The following is a 20,809-nucleotide window of genomic DNA, read 5'->3' as shown; positions in this document are numbered from 1 at the left end:
TGACGAATGGCAGACTATTCTGCAAGTTCATGGAATGAGGTAGATGCCTCGAATACCAGTGCAAGCCCCGATGGTCTGCCAACTGGTGCGCAGCCTAGCGCACTTGCTCCGCGACTCAGAGCAATGGCCGGTGCTGCAAAGCGCTCGTGGGATCGCATCAATGCCGCAACGACTTCCACAGGCACGGCAACTGCAAGCATCCTGACTTATTCGCAGGGTCCAGCGTTGTATTTCAAAGGCGAGCGTTTTGCGTTTTGGGCAAACGCAACGAATACCGGCGCGCTGACGATCAATATCAACGCGCTTGGCGCGAAGAGCATTCTCCGACCAAACGGCACAGCTTTGGTGGCCGGTGATATCACCAACGGCACTTTTACCGAAATCGTGTACGACGGCACAAACTTCCGCATCGTCAATTCGGTGCAGGCAAGCCCTACATTCACCGGCACAGTGACTGCTCCAACCTTTAGTGGTGCGTTCAGCGGTTCCGGTGCTGCGATCACTGGTTTAAATGCATCGCAGTTGACGACTGGTACTTTGCCAAATGCGGTATTGAGTGGCGCGTACAACGGCATCACCAATCTCGGTATGGCTGGTACGCTAACGAACGTTACGAACAGCGAAGCGCTTCGATTGCAAGCTGCGACTACTGGCAACGATCCGTTCATCTCGTTCTATGAAGCCGATGGCACGACACGACGCGCTTATATCCAGCATCGTGACGGCGCAGGTAACGGTAACGGTATTCGCCTGACCACAGACGCTACAGGCGACTTTCTGAACCTAACAAACGACAATACGACATCAGCACTGGTCCTGTTCGATTCCAGCGTAGGCGCGTATTACAAGGTTTGGCACGAAGGCAATGATGGTGCTGGATCGACACTGGAGGCAGATACAGTCGATGGCTATCACGCTACAGGTCTTTTCCGAAACAACGCAGACTTTTCGACAAGTGGCAATCTGACGATCACAAACAGTGCGCCTTACATCGTTCTGTCGGACACGACTTCTGGCTCCTATAACACGCGCATCGTGGTAGATGCCAATAACTGGCTACTGCAAAAGCAAGCAGATGGTTCGACTACATGGACAACGTTCATGCAGTTCGAAATGGACACGACCAACGCCTACGCCAATGGCTCCCAAATCTGGACCAACGACAACGTAACTGCTTCTTCCCTCACTACGAAACTCGGCTACACACCTGCAAACCGAGCAATCGTGCTTACAGCGGGTAACGGTCTGACTGGTGGTGGCGGTATCGACACAAACCGAACCTTTACACTCGGCACGCCAACTGCAATCACAGCGTCATCGACGAACAGCGTAACAGCGACATCCCATACACATGATTTCGATGTGGCGTCGTTCATCTACACAGGCTCGTCATCGAGCAACGTCACGTTCCCGCTCGGCACATATATCGCCGTCTACAGCGGCTACATCGATCTCGCGGCAAGTGCGACAGTTCGATTGGGCACGTCGGGAGATTTCTACACAACCGGTTCAGGTGCGGTCGTCACAGGTACATGGCGTACTCGCGGCGCTGTTGGTCAGGATCGAATGCTGTTTCAGAGGGTTTCATAATGTCAAAAATTCATCAGATTCACAAGATTACTGCCACAGCAGAACCCGACGTTTATATCATCGACCTCGACTTGACCGATATGGATGGTGAAGTCGCCCGCTGTGATTATTGCACGCGACCGGGAGACCCTTATGGGGCTAATCCGGAAATTCGAGAGTGGCTTACGGCTAATTCAGGTTCGTACACGATTGAGCCGTATGTCGAACCGACAGCAGATGAAATCCGGGCCAATATGCGGTCGATCACAAAGCGCCAGCTTTCGTTGGCATTGATCCGCAATGGCTTCTCATTGGCGGCGGTGTCGGCTGCCATTGCAGCGATGCCGGAAGGGCAAGCGAAGGACGAGGCCGAAATCGAGTGGGAATATACGACCGATTTCGAACGCCTCAACCCGACCCTTCTAAACGTTGCCAGCGCACTTGGGCTGACGCCGGAACAGGTCGATGCAATGTGGGAACAGGCGCTTACGATTTAACTGTCGATTGCTGCTTTCCGTTTCGCTTTCAGTGCGACGACATCAGAATCATTGAGGCGGGGGTTCTTTGCTCCCGCCACTTTCTTATTCCGCGCCATGATGAAGTTGGTGATCACCTTCTTCCGCTCTTCCGAAACACCGGTCTTGAACTTGTCCACAGACACACCGCCGCGTTCGGCTGCGATGCCGTCACGAATGGCATCGGTAACGCTATCGAGCTTGCCGTCTTTGAAGTGGTACGCGAAGAGGCCATTGGCGAATACAAGACTGGCCGTGCCCTTTACGCTGTCGAACACGAGCAGGTCGTAGAGATATTTCAAGGTTGCGTTGATTCGAGACCGGCTTTGATAAAGCTCTGCCTCGCTCATGCCGGGCCATGCTTCCCGCTCTTTACGGATCGCCGCGTCTGCATCACTAAAGTCGTCCTGGGAGCCGATCAGGATCGATTTGTTTTTCTCCGCTTCATCAAGCCGCTTCTGTGCCGCTGCCTTATCCACCTGCATCTGATCGAGCGCTTTGTGAAGGACTTGAGCGGAAGCAGCAGAAACCATCGCCAACTGACTGACAAGATTGATTTCCTTCGCCTCGATCTCGGCCAGCATTGCCCGCGACGACAATATTACCTCGTCTAGTTCCTTCATTTTCGGATCGATATCGAAATTGCCTGCGTAGTCGCTGATCCCGAATTCGCGGATCGTATCCAACGCCACAGCCTCCAAGGCTTCGTACATGAAGACCTTCTTGCCGACCGTGCAGTTATTGCCACGCAGGTTATTGTAGCATCTTAGATAGGCCTTGCCGCCGTTTTTCGGGCCTTTGTAATTGATGGTCATGCTGCCACCGCAGTGAATGCATGTAGTCAGGCCGTTAAACAGGTTCGTGAACCGATCACCTTTCCGGCCGCGATTGACCTTCCGCTGTCGATTGCGTTGAGCTGCAAGAAAAGTCTCTTTGTCGATCACTGCCGGGTAATAATCGGGAATGGCGTCAGCATACTGCTCGTATTTGCCGTTCACCCGTTTGCGGGGAACGAACACACCGTAGGTCGCATGATTGTCGAGAACGTCACCGACGACTGTCTGATGCCATCCATTAGATGAGGCGCGCATCGGTTTCAGTCCGCGCCGGTTCACTTCCTTCGCGATTGCCATCTGACCCATGCCGCTTTTCGACAGTTCGAAAATCAAGCGAATCGTATCGGCGTGGTCGTTGAGCTCGTAATCGATTTCATGCCGTGACCGTTTCGTCTGTCCGATCCAGCCAGGAACGATGTGCGAGAACTTGCCTTTGCCTTCCAGCGCGTCGGCCCGTCGTTTTGCCAACGCATCATGGGCGAGGTCGCTTTTTCGCTGGCTCTCTTCATGCGCTCGCGCCTGTTTTGCGAGAATCAGAATCAGTTTGGTCCAGTCGTCGCGAAGGCCGCGAGATGAATAATGCTGCTCGTCTTCGATGGTGACGACATCGATTCCCGCGTTGAGGATGCTGACGAGAATTACTTGCGCGTCAAGTGGGTGTTGTCGCGAAAGACGGTCGAGACTTTCCACAAGTAAAATACTGCCGTGTGCTATCCGGCCAGTTCTCACCAGTTCTAAGAAACGCCCTAGCGCGCCTTCCGTAAGGTTCGCGCCAGAGAAGCCTGATTTACCTATATCCGTCAGGTTCAGGCTTTCGTCTAATACTAGTCCATGCTTTCGGACAAATTTAACCGACAAATCCATCTGACGGGCGAGGGAATTGCCTTCAAGTTGCTTGGCCGTACTCATCCGAATATAGGAGTAGGCGATCGTATTCGGCTTGAATTGCATTGCGGGTGGGCTCACTTATCTCGCGTTAACTCTTTGCAGGATATGATTAATCGGCAGTTAGCGCTGACGGTCATGTTGCAAAGCAAGTTACACGCAAGGATGTCCTGTCACCCTTTGTCAATCTGGCGTTAGTCAATTATTGACTATACGCACAAAGCTTGTACATGTGTGGCACATTTGCCATCGTGTAACCGCAATTGACAGTCATTTAGGCGACGTCGCACGTTGTCGACAGGACGGGGATCGTTTTGCCGGATCAGAATGCAAAAGAAACGCTTTCGGGTGAGAAAGCGCTCGGCGACTTTGCCGGGCTTTTTGGAATTCTCGCCAAGCGCGTTGCCATCGCAGCTCTGTTGATGCTGGCGGTGTTGCCTGTCCTGTTCGTTTCCGCAGGCACGGCATCGGCGCAGGACAAGAGCCTGAAGCTCTATTTCGTGCATACCGGCGAAAAGGCCGTCATCACCTTCAAGCGTAACGGCAAATTCGATTCGCGCGGTCTCGCGCAGATCAACCAGTTCCTGCGTGACTGGCGCAAGAACGAGCCGGCCAAGATGGACCCGCGGCTCTTCGATCTCGTCTGGGAAGTCTACCGCCGCTCCGGCGCGACCGATTACATCCACGTTGTTTCAGCCTATCGTTCTCCCGCCACCAATAACATGCTGCGCACCCGCTCGCGCGTGACCGGTGTTGCCAAGAACAGCCAGCACATGCTCGGCAAGGCCATGGACTTCTTCATTCCGGGCGTAAAACTTTCGACCCTGCGTGGGCTTGCCATGCAGATGCAGGTCGGCGGCGTCGGTTTTTATCCGACCTCCGGTTCGCCCTTCGTGCATCTCGATGTCGGCGGCGTGCGTGCGTGGCCGCGCATGACGCGTCAGGAACTCGTCCAGATCTTCCCGAACGGCAACACCATCCATCTGCCCGCCGACGGCAAGCCGTTGCCGGGTTACGATACCGCGCTTGCAGATTACAAGAAGCGCGTCGGTGCCGACTCGATCCAGATCGCCGCGACGGCGGGCGGCAGCATCCGAGGCGATTCTTCGCCGCGCCGAGCGCCTAACCTGCTTGCCTTCCTGTTTGGCGGTGGCGGTGCCGACGAGGAAGAAGATAACGAAGAAAGCTCTGCGCCGGTTCAGGTCGCGCAACGTCCCGCCCGTGCAGCGCCTGCTCCCGCAGCTGATGATGAAGACGATTCTGCGCCCGTTCAGGTGGCTTCGGCTCCGGCTGCAGCGCAGCAGCCGACGATTGCTGCTCCGGTTCCGCTGCAGCGTCCGGCATTCCGTTCCGACGTGCCGCAGGGCAATGCCCAGCAGGCCAGCCTGGCGACGGCTCTCTATTCTCCGAGCCGCAATGCTGCCCAGGAAGCGCTTGCCATGCAGGCCTCCGCTCCGGCTGCGACAGGCCAACAGCCGGCGGGCGAGACGTTTGCCGACCTTTCCGGCTACAAGATTCCGGTTCCGACCCTGCTTGGTCCGCGTGGCCTGAAGGGCGATGCGGAGAGCGGTGTGATGACCGCTTCCGTCGGCCAGATGCCGGGGCTTGAGAATATGGCTTCGATCCCGCTCCCGTCGCAGCGTCCGACGCCTGTAACCATCCCGGCTCCGGCGGCAGCGCCTGTCGCTGTGGCGAAGGCTGAGGAACAGCAGGAGCTGACGCCGGAACTGGTTGCAGCACTTGCCCAGAGCGTAGAGCCGCAGCGGGCGCCGACACCGTCTCCCGTTCAGACGGCTCCGGCCGTTGCCATGCAGGCTTCCGCCCCGATGCCGGCGCCGGTTCAAAAGCCGGTTCAGACCGCAGCGATTTCTCCGAAGGTCATCCAGCCGTCGTCCAAGAACATGCAGTTCGGTGATGGTTTCGACGCGCCGAGAGCACCTGTTGCAGCCTCTGCAGCTACAATGCCGGTCGTTCCGGGCAAGGGTAGCCGGTCTGGCCAGCCTGCTTCGCAGCCGGCCCAGGCCTCCGGCACTGGTCAGCTGACCGGCGATATGGTGGCCAAATGGGCGGTGAACAATAATCGTGTGGATGCCGCCGCTTCGATCAAGGCGCCGCGTGTCGTCAGCCGTACGTTGAATAGCGAATATGCGGCAGGTTATTCCGGTGGCGGCTTCAAACCGGTTGCAGCGGCCGCTGCCATCGACACCGGCCGTTTCGGCAACTGATCATCCAGATTTAGAAAACCGGTACAGGCATCAGTGATGCCCGTACCAGGTATAGGTACCGTCCTCACGAAAGGGCGGCCTCATGTTGAGCGGTTCGAAGCGCCGCTCTGCAATGGCTTCCGCGTCTGAAAAGATGGTCTGGAGACGCCTCGTATCCTGCGCCATATTTGCAAGTGCCGCATCGAACCGTTCAAAGAGGCTATTCGCCCCGCTTTCCGAACTCGGGGCCGGCGCTTGCGGCGCAGGCGTGATCGACATCCTGACCCCGACATTCAACTGAAAACGCGCGAGGCTGAGGCCCGCCGTCGCGAGGCGCCGACGCACCAGCGGCCTCGGCTCGGTCGCAATCACCAGCCGGAAGGCGTTCTCGATCGAGGCCTTGCTGGCAGGAAGAGCACGGATATCGAGGATATCGTTGTTGATCCGCTCGATACGGGTGAATTCGATAAACGCCTCGACGAGTTCATGCGCCTCGGCGAGGATTTCGCTGTCCGACAGATGGCCGGCATTGCGGACCGGATATTCGTAGGATGTAGCCATGTCGACTCCTTCGACATAGCAACGTGCGATCAGGTCAAAAGGTTGCCGCGGGTGATGTTTGCGACATGACCGGCCCCGTCATTTCGGCAAATTCTTTACGCAGTCCAGGATATTCGTCCTGCAGACAGGCACATCTGCCCGCGCCGAAGGATCCTCAAGCCAGCGCCGATAGGAGGCGCGTATCTCGACATCCTTATAGTTGAAAGTCTTCGCCTTCTTGGCGATACGGCTTGCTTCGAGCGCTTCCGGCGTCACTACCATGTGGAAGGCGAGCTCGGTGAATTTCCAGGGCTGCCAGCCTTTTCGATGCTCGAAAACACGGACATGAAAATACGGATCATCGGGCCGTTCCGGCAGAATTTTATAGATCGCTGCCCAGCGTGTGACATTGCCGGTCGCAGACAGGACGATATCGGCCTGTTGCTCCAGCGTTTCGGCCTGCGCCGCTGCAGCCGAGGAGATGCAGACAAGCGCCGTGAAACACATCGATCTCAGATAGCGGGGCATCCGGACCTCCTCAAACAGCATGCAGACGATGAGCATCATATGCGCTGCTCAAAGCGTCACATCGGGCGCTGGGCGGCAGAATGCTCAGGCGAAGGCGGTCGTCGGCCGCCAATGGCAGATTGTCGATCAGCCAGTCGAGCACCGCATTGCGATCTTCCGAAGCAGCCAGCCGCAAGGCTTCGTATCCCGCAAGACCGCCGAGCTGTTTTGCGAATGGGCCGTCGCCATTCACATCGTCAAGGACCTTGGTTCGCAATGTATCGAGTTCTTTGAAACTCGAAGCCTCCTGCGATGCGGGAAGAGGGCTGATCCGGACCGCAGCAAGTGCATCCGACGGAACAGGCTTCGGCCGGCGTCGAAAGAGGCCCGTTGTGCCGAGCCTGGCATAGTTGCCTCCAGCGAACATCCCGGTGATTTCGGCAATTTGCACCGCCTGCCTGGAGCGGAACGAATAGCGTACTGCCTGGTCCGGCACGCCTCCGCTTCCATGGCAGATGGCGATGACTGCCGGCGCGCCGGGTGCGAGATCGGCAGCAACGACGAAGGGGATGTCGAAAAGCGCAAATGTATCGGCATCGGCGGGCACGGCGGCTTCCACCAGTGCCTCGCCCTGGGTCGAAAATTCCTGGCCGGCCCTGGCAACATGGAGAGAGGCAAAGGCCGGGTAATGGCGGTCGAAATCGATCGGTTTGGGCGGTTTCGGAGTGTGGCGGTAAATTTCGTCCGTCGCGGTCGCCTCCATGAGGCAGTCGAGATCGGGCGGACGCTTGGCCGGCTTGATCTCGTGGAGAGCGCCTGGCTGAAACTGTACGACATAGTTGGGCAGCGGTTCAAAACCATCGTCCCTTGCGCCAGGTTCGGCGCTCCATTCGACGGCCGTCACGGTGACCGCGTAATCTCCATCGGGAATATCGATCCAGAATTCCTCGTTTTCCGAGGGTTGAGTCATCTGTTCGACGCCCGGCAAGGTATCGGTATTGTCGATGAATACCCGGCCATGGCGCACACGATAGGGAAAGGTCCATCGCGGCCCGCAATAGCGTTCTTCCCGCTCGGTCAACGGGCCATCGGTGATGCGGACGGCAAAGCCGCCATCGCTGCCCGTACACCATCCGATCAGGCGACCGGCAGCGCTTTCTGCGGGAAATATGAAGGGTTCGGAATACCAGGCGATCGGCCATTCGCGGGCATGGGCCAGATCGTCCGGATGGAAAAGTACGATATGCGCCACGTCGGTCGAAACCATCAAGGTCTTCGAAAATCCGGCCATCAATGTCGTCCCCTCATTGCGCGGCCGAGCGGACCACGCGGGGACATATAGGCTTGAAAACCGATAGGGGGAGGCTGCTTTCCGCTATTTCAGGGGAGCTGGCGGGCTTTTCCATTGCAATAAAAAACCCGCCTTGCGGCGGGTTCCTGGATCCTATCAGCAATGGTAGGCGATCAGGCGGCGTCCTGCTCGCCCGGGCCTTCGATCATGCCAAGTGCGGCGAGGTAGGTGTCGAGAATCAGGTCCTCTTCCATACGCTCCTGGTCGTCTTTCTTGCGAAGGGCGATGACCTTTTTCATGATCTTGGTATCGTAGCCCATGGCCTTTGCTTCGCCGTAGACATCCTTGATGTCGTCGGCGATGGTTTTCTTTTCTTCTTCGAGACGTTCGATACGCTCGATAAATGCGCGAAGCTGGTCGCGGGCGACGCCATGAGCATCAGACATCGGGGCCTCCTGATCGTGAAATTGATGGATTGCTGGTCAACTGCCGAAAAGCCGCCGGAAGGTCAAGCATAATCCGCCTCAAGTATGATAATCGACCCGAGTTCAACCGTGGGCCGGCTTGTTGACTTCGAATGCGGCTTTTTGTGCGTCGCTGGCCTGACCCTGGTGCAGATTTTTCCAGTCCTCGTAAGGCATGCCGTAGACGATTTCCCGCGAGGCGTCCTTGGAAAGATCGGCGCCCGCTTCATCGGCGGCGTCCTTGTACCAGTTCGACAGGCAGTTACGGCAGAAGCCGGCAAGGTTCATCAGGTCGATGTTCTGAACGTCGGTACGCTCTCGCAGGTGCTGCACGAGCCGGCGGAAGGCGGCGGCTTCGAATTCGGTCTGCTGTTCCTTGGTCAGGTCGGTCATGGCAATACCTCGTGATTGGCTTCAAGCCGGGTAGGGGCCGGTGCGCGACGGAAAAATCCGGTATTCGTGCAATGTGGGGTCGGCGTTGAGCGACTTGAAGATGGGGGCGAGCCTTTCCGCCCAGGCGGCAATGCCGGTCTCGTCACCGATCAGGTCCTGTCGGACTTCGAGCAGCGCATGCGCAATGCCCGCCCTCATGCAGTGCCGGTACATGGTATCGCCCTTCAAGGCGCCGTCATAGGGCTCGTTGTCACCGACGACGATATCGCCCGGCCGGTTCAGCAGGTCGAGAAACGGCGTAACCGCGCGGTGATCGCTGTCCCAAAGAACAGCGGCGTGCCAGGGACGGGCAAAGCCCTTCCAGAAGGGCGTGAAGGAATGCAGCGACAGGACAAGCGGTGCGCGGCAGGAAGCCGCGGCTTTTGCGATCGTCCGGTCGACGGCCTGATGGTACGGGCGGTGATACGTATCGAGCCTAAGATCCCATTCCGCCTGCGTGATCGGGTGATTGCCCGGAATGATCGCGCCGTCGGAGATCTTCATGATCAGCGTCGGATCGTCCTCACCCCGGTTCGGATCGATCAGCAGGCGGGAAAAGCAACCCAGTACTGCCGGCACGCCGAGCATGGCCGCCAACTGCCGCGTCAGACCTTCGATGCCGATATCGAAAGCGATATGGCGGTGGAAAGCGCTCTCGGGGAGGCCGAGACTGCCATAGGCAAACGGCAGGCGGTTCATGGCGTGATCTGCCAGAAGCACCATGCCGCCGTCATAATCGCCGTCTATGATTTCGAAAGGAATGAAGTCCTGCATGGTCGAACGATCGGATCAGCGGTGAGACGAGACGGGTGTTGATGGCACGGGCGGAGGCAAGTCGCAAGCGTTTGAGGAAGTGCTTGTTCGTTGTAATTGCAACGATTGGCGGGACTAATCGATTAGACCTTCGTTGACTTTCAAGCGTTGCCGCGCGAAGAAAGTGCTTCACGAATAACCATGGAGTCCTGACGGAAACCGTGTCGAAAAAATCCCCGAAAGCGTATCTTCGTTCTCTCGTTTCCGCTCCGGCCGCTGTGGCCATGCTGGCGTGCGGCATTCCTCTCTTTGCCGCCGGCGCAGCGCATGCGGATTTCCGCGTCTGCAACGGCACCCAGAACCTCGTCGGCGTAGCCATCGGTTATCGCGCGGCGGAGGGCTGGACGACCGAAGGCTGGTGGCAGGTGCCGGCATCCACCTGCGCGACGCTGATCGAGGGCGAGCTGGCGTCGCGTTATTATTATCTTTATGCCGAGGATGCGGCCCGTGGCGGCCGCTGGACCGGCGGTGTCAACATGTGCGTCGCCGAGAACGAGTTCAAGGTCGTCGGCGTCAACGATTGTTTCGCCCGTGGCTTCCAGCGCATGGGCTTCAAAGAATATGACACGGGCCGTCAGGGCAGCTGGATGGTCCAGCTTTCAGACACGCCCGGCACGCAAGAAGGCCAGAATTGATGAGGCGCTATCGCAAAGTTAAAATCCTCGCGACGCTCGGACCGGCGTCCTCCGAAGAGGACATGATCCTGAAGCTGCATGAGGCGGGTGCGGATCTTTTCCGCATCAACATGAGCCATTCGAGCCATGAGATGATGCGGACCCTGATCGGCCGCATCCGTGCCGTCGAAGCCAAGTCCGGCCGCCCGATCGGCATTCTCTGCGACCTGCAGGGCCCGAAGCTGCGCGTCGGCAAGTTCAAGGACGGCAAGGTGGCGCTCAAGGTCGGCCAGACCTTCACGCTCGACAACAAGGATGAGCCGGGCGACGAAAAGCGCGTCTTCCTGCCGCATCCGGAAATTCTGGAATCTGTGAAGGCGGGCGATCGTCTGCTGATCGACGACGGCAAGCTGGCGTTGAAGGCCGAGAAGGTCAACGGCAAGAGCATCGTCTGCACGGTTGTTGCCGGTACCAGCATTTCCGACCGCAAGGGCGTCAGCCTGCCCGACACGCTGCTCGGCGTCGGCGCGCTGACCGAAAAGGACCGGACCGACCTCGATGCGGCACTCGCCACCGGCGAAGTCGACTGGGTTGCGCTCTCCTTCGTGCAGCGCCCGGATGATCTTGCCGAAGTACGCAAGATCGCCCGTGGCCGCGTCGGCATCATGTCGAAGATCGAAAAGCCGCAGGCGCTCGAGCGCATCGACGAGATCATCGAGCTTTCCGACGCCGTCATGGTGGCGCGCGGCGACCTTGGCGTCGAAATGCCGATCGAAGCCGTTCCGGGCATCCAGAAGCAGCTGACGCGCGCATGTCGCCGTGCCGGCAAGCCGGTCGTCGTCGCGACGCAGATGCTGGAATCGATGATCACCTCGCCGGTGCCGACCCGCGCCGAAGTTTCCGACGTATCGATCGCCGTTTTCGAAGGCGCCGATGCGATCATGCTGTCGGCCGAATCCGCGTCCGGCGAATATCCGGTCGAAGCCGTTTCGATGATGGCGTCGATCTCCCGCAAGGTGGAAGACGACCCGCTTTATCCGAGCATCATCTACGCGCAGCGCGCCACGCCGGAAGCCACCGGTGCGGATGCGATCTCGCTTGCCGCTCGCCAGATCGCCGAGACGCTGCGCCTTTCGGCCATCGTCACCTATACCTCGTCGGGCACGACGGGCCTGCGTGCATCGCGCGAGCGGCCGAATGTGCCGATCATCGCGCTTTCGCCGATCGTCCAGACCGCCCGTCGGCTGTCGATCTGCTGGGGCATGCATTGCGTCGTCACCCATGACGCGACCGATCTCGACGATATGGTGAACCGCGCCTGCCGCATCGTCGTGTCGGAAGGTTTCGGCAAGCCGGGCGACCGCATCATCATCTCCGCCGGCGTGCCGCTCGGCACGCCCGGCGCCACCAACATGCTGCGCATCGCCTATATCGGCTCCGACGGCCAGACGGGCGTCTGAGAGCCAGCAGGCACACATGCAAAAGCCGCCGGAGCGATCCGGCGGCTTTTTTCATGGACATAAGAGGCTGAGGTCAGATCGTGATGCTGGTCGTCGGTGCGGTAGAGACCGCGTTGGTTACGGCGCCGACGGCGGCGTCGAGATTCTGGGTGCCGGGAACGGCTGCGGCATTGCGCTGTTCGCGCAGATTTCGGGCTGCCTCCTCCAGCAGGGCTTTGATCTGTTTGGCAATGGTGCTGAATTCCGTTGCGGTACGAATATCGTCCTGTGAAAGGCTGGATGTGCGCGTCGGCTTGTTGTCGTCCATCACGTCCAGATAGGCCCGTTCCGCCTGAGATGCCTGTTCTTCGCCGGCATCGGTTGTGTCACCGGTGGATACGTCCGGTTGCTGCTTATCGACTGCGGGGGCAGTATTGGTCGTGGGCAATTGTCCGGTAGCATTACCTCCCAATGCGTCGGCGAATTCCCGGGCGGCGGCTGCCACGACAGTTCCCAGCTGGGCCGCAAGGCGCGCGACGACCTCCGGATCCATGCCCCAGCGCTGCATGAATTTGAGCTGTTCCTGGGCATCCTTCAGCTTCTGCTTGGCACGGGCCTTGGCGTCGTCATCGGCTTTTGCCGTGGCTTCGGAAAGCTTGGTCAGACCATGGATGAGGCGGTCGTATTTCTCATAGGCCGGATCGGTTGCCTGATCCTCTGGCACGCTCGGGCCGCCAGACGCGGCATTCCTGTCGATCGGATTTGCCTGATAGTTTCTGCCGATACCACCGATTTCCATAAACGCCTCCGATTCCATTTTGCTGAACCGTGGGGCGGGTGGCTTGCGTCAGGCTGATTGTATTTCAGTTGTGCTCGACTGAAAGGTCCATCTCCGAACGGCCCGGTTGCGCGTGGGGAGCGATCCTCGCTTCGGCCCGGCGGGCCAGCGCCTGAATGTCGCGCGGCAGCCCGGCGAGCTTTTCGATCGCGGCGATCGCCACGTCGGTGACGATATAGTCCGGCTTGTGGCCGAGATTGTGGATCCAGACGAGTTCGGAGCCCGCGATATCGCGTGCAAGACCCTTGGAGTGGATTTCTTCCGCGACGATCTCATCCGTATCGCCGGTGATGATTACGGTCGGGGCGGTGATTTCGCGATAGCGCGGCGAGATGCGTTTCACATAGTCGTTGAGGTTCACGACATCGACCGCGTTGTTGCGGAAATTGTCGGGCCTCAACACCAGCGCCGGGGCGCCGTCTTCGAGATATTTGTCCGGCCGGGGATTGGGGTGGAAAACGGAGCGGGTGGCACCGTCCATCAATACAAGACCGGCGGGCAGGGTGAGGAGATGGGTGAAGAGCCAGCCGAGATAGGGCTTGGCCGTGACATCGTAATACCAGTCGACGCCGCCGTTCCAGGGGTGGGTGGCAGGCGCCAGTAGCAGCAGCCCGGCAGTCTTCTCCGGATGGAAGACGGCGAAACTGGCGGCAATCGCGCCACCGAAGGAGTGGCCGACGATGATCGCCTTTTCGATCCCGTATTTCTCCATCAGCCGGGCGATCGCGGCCGCCTGCCCATCTGGGAAGTCGTTCTCCGGGCCACCCCGTTCGGAATAACCGTGTCCCGGGCGGTCGACGAAGAGCATTTCGGCGCGGCCCTGCAGCGGCTTCAGGAATGCGGTCGTCTGGTCGCGGAGATTGCCGCTGGCGCCATGAATGAAAACGATCGGCGGCAGGTCGGCGCCGGCTGGCTTGGGGATATGCAGGGCATTCAGATTGTAGCCGCCGATATCCGTCAATTCGCCGATATTCGGGAATTCGGATTCGATGGCGCGTGCCTTCCAGAATGTGAAGGCAAGGCCGATGGCGATGAGGCCGGCAAGGGCGAGGGCAAGGAAAATCATGAGGGAGCGAACCGGATGCGTCAGGTACGGTTTCCGGCGATCTTTTCGGAGATCTTGGATACGGCCTCCTGGGCGTCGCGATCGGCCGGATAAACGGCGAGGTAGTCTTCCCAGGCCTTCAGCGCCAGCTGGTCCTTGCCGGATTCCATGAGAATGCCTGCCATGCCGGCAAGCGCGCCGAAATGGCGAGGCTCACGCTTCAGCACCTCGGCAATGTCTGCCATCGACTTGCGGCTATTGCCCATCGTGTAATGAAGCGTCGCACGACGATTCCAGCCTTCGGGATAGGCGGGGTCGAGCACCGTCACCTGATCTAGGAAATCGAGTGCTGCGCCATTGCGCTTTTCCTTGATGGCGGTCGCGGCCCACTGCATCAGCAGGTTCACCGTGGCGCTGCCCGAATCGCCCATGTTGCTGGCAATCTGGCTGGCGATGCCTTTGGCCTTTTCCGGATCGCGCTCGCGCTTCAGGGCATCAAACAGCGGATCGAGCGGATTGGGAGCCTTGGCCGGTGCAGAGGTCTGAACGACAGGGGGCTTCTGTTCCGCAGGAACGGCAGGCGTCGCGGGAGCGGCCGTCTGAGCGAGGGTGGCTGAAGCGGCGAAGGTCGCGGCCAGGAGCGGGAGGCTGAAACGAAAATAGCGCATGCGGTTAAGGTAAACCGCATGCGCCGAACTTCAAACCAGAAATATCACGCTATCGACAATTTGATCGGCTCGCAGTCCGCGTGGCCGAATGCCGATATCAGCCCTGACGGGCCTTGAAGCGCGGGTTCTGCTTGTTGATGATGTAGATGCGGCCCTTGCGGCGAACCAGACGGTTGTCCCGGTGACGAGCCTTCAGCGCCTTGAGCGAGTTCTTGATCTTCATTGTACTGATCCAGCAGTCTGTGGGCCGTTAAGCCGCTTGTCCTATCAATCAAAAGCGCGCCGCCAAGTTTCTTCGAGGGGCGCGCTCTCAGTTGGGCGTGCAGATAACCCGAGGGAGGTTACATGTCAACCTTGTGAAGGTGATTTCAGCGGCAGAACAAGGGAATTCACCGGAGATCATATGCCGTTCGGATACCAGATGCCGCGCCGAAGATGGAAGCCCATGTTGGGCCGGACGTGGTTTTCCTCGATATCTTCATATGCGACGGATTCTATGGAGGCGATCCGGTCAAGATAGTCAGCGGTGCTGAGCGTCTCGGCGAGAACCGTTCGGACATCAGCGGAATCAAGAGCTGTTACGCCGCATCCAAGCTGGCAGCCAACCGGGTAGTCATTTTCGACGAAATGTACCCAGTATGTCTGCATGTCGGCTCTTCAAGTCCGTCAGGCTTTCGCCGTCAGCTCCGTTACATGCCCCATTTTGCGTCCGGGGCGGGATTCCGTCTTGCCGTAGAGGTGGACGAGGACGTCCTTTTTCTGAAGCCAGGCGGGAACGTCCAGGATGTCGTCGCCGATCAGGTTGGTCATCACGCAGTCGGAATGGCGGTGCGGATTGCCGAGCGGCAGGTTTGCCACAGCGCGGATATGCTGCTCGAATTGCGAGACGATGCAGGCCGCTTCCGTCCAGTGGCCGGAATTGTGGACGCGCGGGGCGATCTCATTGGCGATCAGCGTGCCGTCGGCCATGACGAAAAATTCCATGCCGATGACGCCGACATAGTCGAGCGCGGCGAGCAGCTTCTCGGCCGATTCGCGTGCGGTCTTCGCAGTTTCGTCAGAGATGCGAGCGGGAAGGGTCGAGGTATGCAGGATGCCGTTCCTGTGGATATTCTCGGCCGGATCGAAACAGACGACCGTGCCGTCCTTGGCGCGGGCGGCAATGATCGAGACTTCGCGCTCGAAGGGCACGAAGCTTTCGAGAATCAGCGGCACCGAGCCGAGCGCCTCATAGGCGCCGGCCGGGCTTTCGTCGGCGGAACGGAAAACGCGCTGGCCCTTGCCGTCGTAGCCAAGCCGGCAGGTCTTCAGGACACCCTTGCCGCCGAAATCGGCGAGCGCCTTTTCGAGGTCCGCCTGGCTGTCGACGGCATGGAATTTCGCCGTCTCGATGCCGCAGGAGTTGAGGAACCGCTTTTCGACCAGGCGGTCCTGCGACACTTCGAGCGCCTTGGCCGGCGGATAGACCGGCACAGAGCGCTGCAGAGTTTCGGCAGCCGTGACCGGCACGTTCTCGAATTCGTAGGAGACGACGTCGCAACGTTCCGCCAGTTCGGCAAGGGCTGCAGGATCGTCGTAAGCCGCGGTGATCTGCGCATTGGCGACCTGAGCGGCAGGGCAATCGGCTTGCGGCTCCAGAATGATGGTACGGAAGTTCAGCCGCGCGGCGGCCATTGCCAGCATGCGGCCAAGCTGTCCGCCGCCGATGATGCCGATCGTGCGGACTGTCCCGGTGTCGGTGGTCATAGTGTCCCTCACGGAGCCTCGTCGATCGGGTAGTCTGCGACCGAGGCGGTCTGGCGGGCGCGCCATTCGTCCAGCCGGTCGGCAATGCCGTCGTCATGGAGGGCGAGCACGGCTGCGGCAAGCAGGGCCGCATTGATCGCACCGGCCTTGCCGATCGCGACGGTACCGACCGGAATGCCGGCCGGCATCTGGACGATCGAGAGCAGGCTGTCCTGGCCGGAGAGCGCCTTGGACTGGACGGGCACGCCGAAAACCGGCAGCGGTGTCATGGAAGCGGTCATGCCGGGCAGGTGGGCGGCACCGCCTGCACCGGCGATGATCACCTGGAAACCCTCGGTGCGGGCGCCCTTGGCAAAGGCCATCATCCGCTCCGGTGTGCGATGTGCCGAAATGATCCGGGCTTCGTAACCGATATCGAGCGCTTCCAGCGTATCGGCGGCGTTCTTCATCGTTTCCCAGTCGGACTGGCTACCCATGATGATGGCGACGGCGGGTCTTTCGGCCATGGTCGAGCTCTTCAAGCGATGATGTCTGGGATGATCTGGTCTTCGATCTGGGTCATCTTGTCCTTGATCGAAAGTTTCTTCTTTTTCATCCGCTGGATGCGCAGAGCCTCGCAGCCGACCTGGATCATGGCGTTGATGGCTGCATCGTAATCCTCGTGCTCCTGGCGGAGTTTTGCGAGCGCCAGCCGGTTATCCGCCTGTTCCTGATCTGCCATGTCTCAGTCCCCATGCTCATGCCGGCTATTTCAACTCTCGCCAGCTATTTGCGCAAGCCTCTACCACCAAACCGTATTAACCGCTAGTTAGCCGATGCCACGAATTTGCCCCCTTGAAACCATGATTTCTCCTTCGACAAACGCCGGCGATCGTGTCACACTTCCGTCGTAAACCTGAAGCCTTGGCAGAAGGGATGCCGAGGCAGGTGACCAAGGAAGGAACATGCCACATGACCGTCCAGGCTCATATCGCATCGCTTGAAAAGAAGCATGGAGATCTCGAGGAGGAACTCCAGGCAATTCTCGCTTCTCCCTCTTCGGACGACCGGGAGATTGCGGATCTCAAGCGCCGCAAGCTGCGTCTCAAGGATGAGGTGCAGCGTCTCAAAGCCTCTACGCGTCACTAATTTCTCAACGGGAGAAGATAGCCGCCCAGCCTCACGTCTGATCAGTTAAGAGGCTCTCATACGGCGGCAAAGCCAATCATCAAAGATTAGAAAAACGTTCTGGTCGTGGCCGGGATAATCCCGAAGGTGACTTGCAAACGCCAGGTCACGACCAGAACTCAACTCACGACCAGAACTGATCCAGCCACAAATTGAGCTTGTCGAACCCCTTCGCATTCACCGAATAGATTCGCCGCGTGCCTTCGGCCGTGACGTTAACGAGATTGCTGTCGAGCAGCGCCCTCAGGTGCTGCGATACCGCGGGCCGGCTGATCGGCAGGCCCTGCGCCAGTTCGTTGACGGTTTTCGGCGAACGCCGCAACTCCTCCAGCAAATACCGCCGGTTCGGATCAGCTATGGCTGCAAAGGGATCAACGGTTGTCATGCCGCGAACTTACGGTAAACACCTGATATCGGCAAGAATTTTTGTGCGTCGCAGCAATAAGTTCTGCCTTATTCTGTGTCGCTGTTTTAGCTACGCGGCGCGCTGCTTTTTGATCAAAACGGCAACCCATCCCAGAGCAGCTTGAGGCCGGCGAAAAAGGCGAGCGTATAGGTCATCGGATAAAAGACCTCCGCCTTCAGATGCTTGACCACGGCCGCGCCCATCATCGTCGCGACAAGAGCCACCGGCAGCAGGGTGGCCGAGATCGTCAGGTTTTCCTGGTCCAGCGCGCCGAGGAAGAAATAGGGGATGACCTTGACCGCATTGACGATCGCGAAAAACCGGATGCTGGCGCCCGTATAGGATTTCGGGTCGAGCTTCATCGGCAGAACGTAAATCTGGAAAGGTGGTCCGCCCGCATGGGCGACGAAGCTCGCATAACCCGACAGCGCGCCCCAGAAAGTGGCGGCCGCCGGACGATGCGGCAGCGGGGCGACCGGCCGGCCGGAATTCGGGCCGTAGACCTGCCAGAAATAACGCACCGTGAAGAGGATGGTGGCACTGGCGATGACGAGGCGTAGCGCATCGTCGGAAACATAGGCCGAGGTTGCCCAGCCGAGCGCAATGCCGATAATGCCGCCGGGCAGGATGACCAGCAGCGTCTTCCTGTCGTTATAATGCCGCCAGGACCAGAGCGCGACGATGTCCATCAGGATGAGGATCGGCAGGAAGATCGCCGCGGCCTTGACGGGATCGACGACCATCGACATCAACGGCACGCCGAGCAGGCCGATTGCGCCGCCGATACCTCCCTTGGAGAGGCCGACGAGCAGGACGGCGGGAATGGCGAAAGTGAAAAATGTCAGTGTAAGAGTGTCGGGCATGAAATTTTCGACAGGAAATCTTCGACGGGGCGGGGCGGGTTGATCCTTCAGTCACTCCGGTCTATCGAATCGTCACGCATAAAACGAGTGCGGATATCGCCGAAGCGGTCCGCCTACACGGAAAAAGAAGAAGATGACCGGATCGGAATATCGCTGCCGCCTCGTATTGATCGTGCCGGAAGGCGACGATGCTGCGGCAATCGCGAAACAGCTGGAGGAGGCGTTGTCCGGCGGCGACGTCGCGTCGGTGATCGTCCCGCAATACGGGCTTGACGATCAGGCCTTCCAAAAGCGTGCCGAGCAGCTTGTCGAGATCATTCAGGCTGCGGGTGCCGCCGCGCTGATCGCCGGCGATACCCGCGTGGCCGGACGCGTCAAGGCTGATGGCCTGCATATGACGGGTGCGATCGGCGACCTCGAAGACGCGATCTCAAAGTTCTCGCCGAAGCTGATCGTCGGTGCAGGCGGTGCGGCAGACCGGCATCAGGCGCTGGAAGTGGGCGAACATCGGCCGGACTATATCTTCTTCGGCAAGCTGGACGGCGACATCAAGCCGGAAGCGCATCCGAAGAACGTGGCGCTCGGCGAATGGTGGGCATCAATGGTGGAAATCCCCTGCATCGTCATGGGCGGCACGGATGGCGCTTCTGTTTTGGTCGTGGCCGAGAGCGGTGCAGAGTTCGTGGCCTTGCGGACGGCGGTATTTTCGTCTTCGGAAGGGCCTGCGAAGGCCGTTGCCACAATCAACGCCATTCTGGACGAAAAAGCGCCACGGTTTGAAGCTTGATGATCCGCATGCTGTGGAACCGACCATACCATCGTCTGATTCTGAATGGATTGCTGGCAAGCTTTTTGGCGACGTCGGCGATTCCCTCCATCGTTTTTGCCCAGTCGAGCACACGGCCGGTCACACGGCCGGTGGAAAGCGATACCCAACAGATGAAGATGGATCGGGCGGAAACGCAGCAGGTGCCGGGGGCTTCGGGTGATAAGGACAGCCAACCGGACGGTCTCGTGCCCTCCGGTGGCGTCGAGCTTTATCGGCGCATGGGGGCGGCTCTGCCGCCGGCGCCGGCCGAAAAGCCTTATAACGGACCGGTCGATGAAGCCTACGGCGCCTACCAGCGTGGTCTTTTCGTGACGGCGCTCGACAAGGCTCTTACCCGTGCCGGGGAAGGCGATGCTGCCGCGCAGACGCTCGTTGCTGAAATGATGACCAAGGGGCAGGGCGTCAAACGCGACGCCAAGACAGCCGCATTCTGGTATCAGAAGGGTGCGGCCGGTGGCGATCCCGCGGCGATGTTCCAATATGCCATGCTTCTGATGGCCGGCCGCGACATGCCGCGCGACAAGAAGCAGGCCGACGATTACATGCGCAAGGCGGCAGAGGCCGGCAATTCATCCGCGCAGTTCAACTGGGCGCAGATCCTCGTTTCCGACAATCCCGGTGAGCGTGGCCTGCGTCTCGCCTTGCCTTATTACGAAAAGGCGGCCGTCCAGGGCGTTGCGGATGCGCAATATGCCGTGGCGCAGCTTTATGTGGCGTTGAAAGACTTGCCTGCTGCGAAAAAGGCGGAAGCCCGCAGCTGGCTTGAGCGCGCTGCCAAGGCCGGGTTCGACACGGCCCAGCTCGACATGGGAGTCTGGCTGGTCAACGGTGTCGGCGGCAATCAGGATTACGACAAGGGCTTCGAGTGGATGCGGGTCGCCGCGCTTCGCGGCAATGTCGTTGCCCAGAACAAGCTGTCGCATCTTTATATCGATGCGCTCGGTACCCGGCCCAATCCGGTCGAGGCCGCGAAATGGTACGTGCTTTCGCGTCGTGCCGGGCTGCAGGATGCCGCCCTGGAAGATTTCTACCTCGGCATCAACGAGGAAACCCAGAAGAAGGCGATCGACGCGGCGAACAAGTTCCGCCGCGGCGCGATATTGGTGGCGCCGCAGCCGGGGCAGTCCCTTCAATAGGG

25 protein-coding genes are annotated in these 20,809 nt (G+C 59.4%); 8 read left to right on the top strand and 17 right to left on the bottom strand.

Annotation, left to right across the window (positions count from 1 at the left end; translation table 11 throughout):
* Positions 1-6 precede the first annotated feature (6 nt).
* The gene (locus KX729_RS09130; protein WP_219742124.1) at positions 7-1,590 is read left to right on the top strand and encodes a hypothetical protein; all 1,584 of its coding nucleotides are present in this window, start codon (positions 7-9) and stop codon (positions 1,588-1,590) included.
* Positions 1,590-2,066 carry a hypothetical protein gene (locus KX729_RS09125; RefSeq protein WP_219742123.1) on the top strand — a complete coding sequence of 159 codons (477 nt, stop codon included), beginning with the start codon at positions 1,590-1,592 and terminating at the stop codon, positions 2,064-2,066. Before KX729_RS09130 ends, KX729_RS09125 begins: the two co-directional genes overlap by 1 nt.
* On the opposite strand, the gene KX729_RS09120 is transcribed toward KX729_RS09125, so the two are convergent.
* Entirely contained in the window at positions 2,063-3,871 is a 1,809-nt protein-coding gene (locus tag KX729_RS09120) for a recombinase family protein (RefSeq protein WP_219742122.1), read from the bottom strand. The two genes, KX729_RS09125 and KX729_RS09120, sit on opposite strands and share 4 nt — an antisense overlap.
* Positions 3,872-4,119: 248 nt before the next feature.
* Between KX729_RS09120 and KX729_RS09115 the strand changes: the two genes are divergently transcribed.
* Positions 4,120-6,030: a peptidoglycan L,D-endopeptidase MepK gene (locus KX729_RS09115; RefSeq protein WP_246617491.1), complete on the top strand. Its 1,911-nt coding sequence runs from the start codon at positions 4,120-4,122 to the stop codon at positions 6,028-6,030.
* A gap of 30 nt (positions 6,031-6,060) precedes the next feature.
* Here KX729_RS09115 and KX729_RS09110 read toward each other — a convergent pair whose 3' ends face one another.
* The 6 genes from KX729_RS09110 to KX729_RS09085 all read right to left on the bottom strand — a co-directional run bounded on the left by KX729_RS09110 (position 6,061) and on the right by KX729_RS09085 (position 10,017).
* Complete coding sequence (locus KX729_RS09110) at positions 6,061-6,570, bottom strand: hypothetical protein (protein ID WP_219742121.1); 510 nt, start codon at positions 6,568-6,570, stop codon at positions 6,061-6,063.
* Between the two features lie 78 nt (positions 6,571-6,648).
* A complete protein-coding gene (locus tag KX729_RS09105; RefSeq protein ID WP_246617490.1) occupies positions 6,649-7,077 on the bottom strand; it encodes a DUF5086 family protein in 429 nt (142 codons plus the stop codon).
* A 10-nt stretch (positions 7,078-7,087) separates the two neighbouring features.
* On the bottom strand, positions 7,088-8,347 hold the full coding sequence (locus KX729_RS09100) for a hypothetical protein (RefSeq protein WP_219742120.1): 1,260 nt from the start codon (positions 8,345-8,347) through the stop codon (positions 7,088-7,090).
* A gap of 173 nt (positions 8,348-8,520) precedes the next feature.
* Positions 8,521-8,793: a DUF2312 domain-containing protein gene (locus KX729_RS09095; protein ID WP_219742119.1), complete on the bottom strand. Its 273-nt coding sequence runs from the start codon at positions 8,791-8,793 to the stop codon at positions 8,521-8,523.
* Positions 8,794-8,895: 102 nt separating this feature from the next.
* Entirely contained in the window at positions 8,896-9,204 is a 309-nt protein-coding gene (locus KX729_RS09090) for a DUF1244 domain-containing protein (RefSeq protein ID WP_219742118.1), read from the bottom strand.
* A gap of 21 nt (positions 9,205-9,225) precedes the next feature.
* On the bottom strand, positions 9,226-10,017 hold the full coding sequence (locus KX729_RS09085) for an N-formylglutamate amidohydrolase (protein ID WP_219742117.1): 792 nt from the start codon (positions 10,015-10,017) through the stop codon (positions 9,226-9,228).
* Positions 10,018-10,280: 263 nt separating this feature from the next.
* Here KX729_RS09085 and KX729_RS09080 point away from each other — a divergent pair, with 263 nt between their 5' ends.
* The gene (locus KX729_RS09080; protein WP_219742524.1) at positions 10,281-10,691 is read left to right on the top strand and encodes a DUF1036 domain-containing protein; all 411 of its coding nucleotides are present in this window, start codon (positions 10,281-10,283) and stop codon (positions 10,689-10,691) included.
* Positions 10,691-12,130, top strand: a complete 1,440-nt coding sequence (pyk, locus tag KX729_RS09075; protein ID WP_219742116.1) for a pyruvate kinase — start codon at positions 10,691-10,693, stop codon at positions 12,128-12,130. Before KX729_RS09080 ends, pyk begins: the two co-directional genes overlap by 1 nt.
* 73 nt (positions 12,131-12,203) lie before the next feature.
* On the opposite strand, the gene KX729_RS09070 is transcribed toward pyk, so the two are convergent.
* The 8 genes from KX729_RS09070 to KX729_RS09035 all read right to left on the bottom strand — a co-directional run bounded on the left by KX729_RS09070 (position 12,204) and on the right by KX729_RS09035 (position 17,127).
* Complete coding sequence (locus KX729_RS09070) at positions 12,204-12,908, bottom strand: hypothetical protein (protein WP_219742115.1); 705 nt, start codon at positions 12,906-12,908, stop codon at positions 12,204-12,206.
* A gap of 64 nt (positions 12,909-12,972) precedes the next feature.
* Positions 12,973-14,013: an alpha/beta fold hydrolase gene (locus KX729_RS09065; protein WP_219742114.1), complete on the bottom strand. Its 1,041-nt coding sequence runs from the start codon at positions 14,011-14,013 to the stop codon at positions 12,973-12,975.
* A gap of 20 nt (positions 14,014-14,033) precedes the next feature.
* Positions 14,034-14,660: a tetratricopeptide repeat protein gene (locus tag KX729_RS09060; RefSeq protein WP_219742113.1), complete on the bottom strand. Its 627-nt coding sequence runs from the start codon at positions 14,658-14,660 to the stop codon at positions 14,034-14,036.
* Between the two features lie 97 nt (positions 14,661-14,757).
* On the bottom strand, positions 14,758-14,883 hold the full coding sequence (gene ykgO / locus KX729_RS09055; RefSeq protein WP_006726873.1) for a type B 50S ribosomal protein L36: 126 nt from the start codon (positions 14,881-14,883) through the stop codon (positions 14,758-14,760).
* A gap of 176 nt (positions 14,884-15,059) precedes the next feature.
* Complete coding sequence (locus KX729_RS09050; RefSeq protein WP_219742112.1) at positions 15,060-15,308, bottom strand: hypothetical protein; 249 nt, start codon at positions 15,306-15,308, stop codon at positions 15,060-15,062.
* An 18-nt stretch (positions 15,309-15,326) separates the two neighbouring features.
* Positions 15,327-16,406 (bottom strand): 5-(carboxyamino)imidazole ribonucleotide synthase, encoded by a 1,080-nt coding sequence (locus tag KX729_RS09045; RefSeq protein WP_219742111.1) that lies wholly within the window; start codon positions 16,404-16,406, stop codon positions 15,327-15,329.
* An 8-nt stretch (positions 16,407-16,414) separates the two neighbouring features.
* Complete coding sequence (gene purE / locus KX729_RS09040; protein ID WP_219742110.1) at positions 16,415-16,912, bottom strand: 5-(carboxyamino)imidazole ribonucleotide mutase; 498 nt, start codon at positions 16,910-16,912, stop codon at positions 16,415-16,417.
* An 11-nt stretch (positions 16,913-16,923) separates the two neighbouring features.
* Complete coding sequence (locus KX729_RS09035) at positions 16,924-17,127, bottom strand: YdcH family protein (protein WP_219742109.1); 204 nt, start codon at positions 17,125-17,127, stop codon at positions 16,924-16,926.
* 230 nt (positions 17,128-17,357) lie between these two features.
* On the opposite strand from KX729_RS09035, the gene KX729_RS09030 reads away from it, so the two are divergent.
* Entirely contained in the window at positions 17,358-17,534 is a 177-nt protein-coding gene (locus KX729_RS09030) for a YdcH family protein (protein ID WP_219742108.1), read from the top strand.
* 163 nt (positions 17,535-17,697) lie between these two features.
* Here KX729_RS09030 and KX729_RS09025 read toward each other — a convergent pair whose 3' ends face one another.
* Both KX729_RS09025 and KX729_RS09020 read right to left on the bottom strand, forming a co-directional pair.
* Positions 17,698-17,958, bottom strand: a complete 261-nt coding sequence (locus KX729_RS09025; RefSeq protein WP_219742107.1) for an ArsR/SmtB family transcription factor — start codon at positions 17,956-17,958, stop codon at positions 17,698-17,700.
* 113 nt (positions 17,959-18,071) lie between these two features.
* A complete protein-coding gene (locus KX729_RS09020) occupies positions 18,072-18,842 on the bottom strand; it encodes a sulfite exporter TauE/SafE family protein (protein ID WP_219742106.1) in 771 nt (256 codons plus the stop codon).
* 133 nt (positions 18,843-18,975) lie between these two features.
* On the opposite strand from KX729_RS09020, the gene KX729_RS09015 reads away from it, so the two are divergent.
* Entirely contained in the window at positions 18,976-19,629 is a 654-nt protein-coding gene (locus KX729_RS09015) for a thiamine phosphate synthase (RefSeq protein WP_219742105.1), read from the top strand.
* 8 nt (positions 19,630-19,637) lie between these two features.
* Complete coding sequence (locus KX729_RS09010) at positions 19,638-20,807, top strand: tetratricopeptide repeat protein (protein WP_219742523.1); 1,170 nt, start codon at positions 19,638-19,640, stop codon at positions 20,805-20,807.
* Positions 20,808-20,809 lie beyond the last annotated feature (2 nt).

This window comes from Neorhizobium populisoli (assembly GCF_019430945.1).
Classification (GTDB): domain Bacteria; phylum Pseudomonadota; class Alphaproteobacteria; order Rhizobiales; family Rhizobiaceae; genus Neorhizobium; species Neorhizobium populisoli.
The sequence above is the reverse complement of the archived record's forward strand: the minus strand, read 5'-3'. Positions and strand labels throughout refer to the sequence as shown.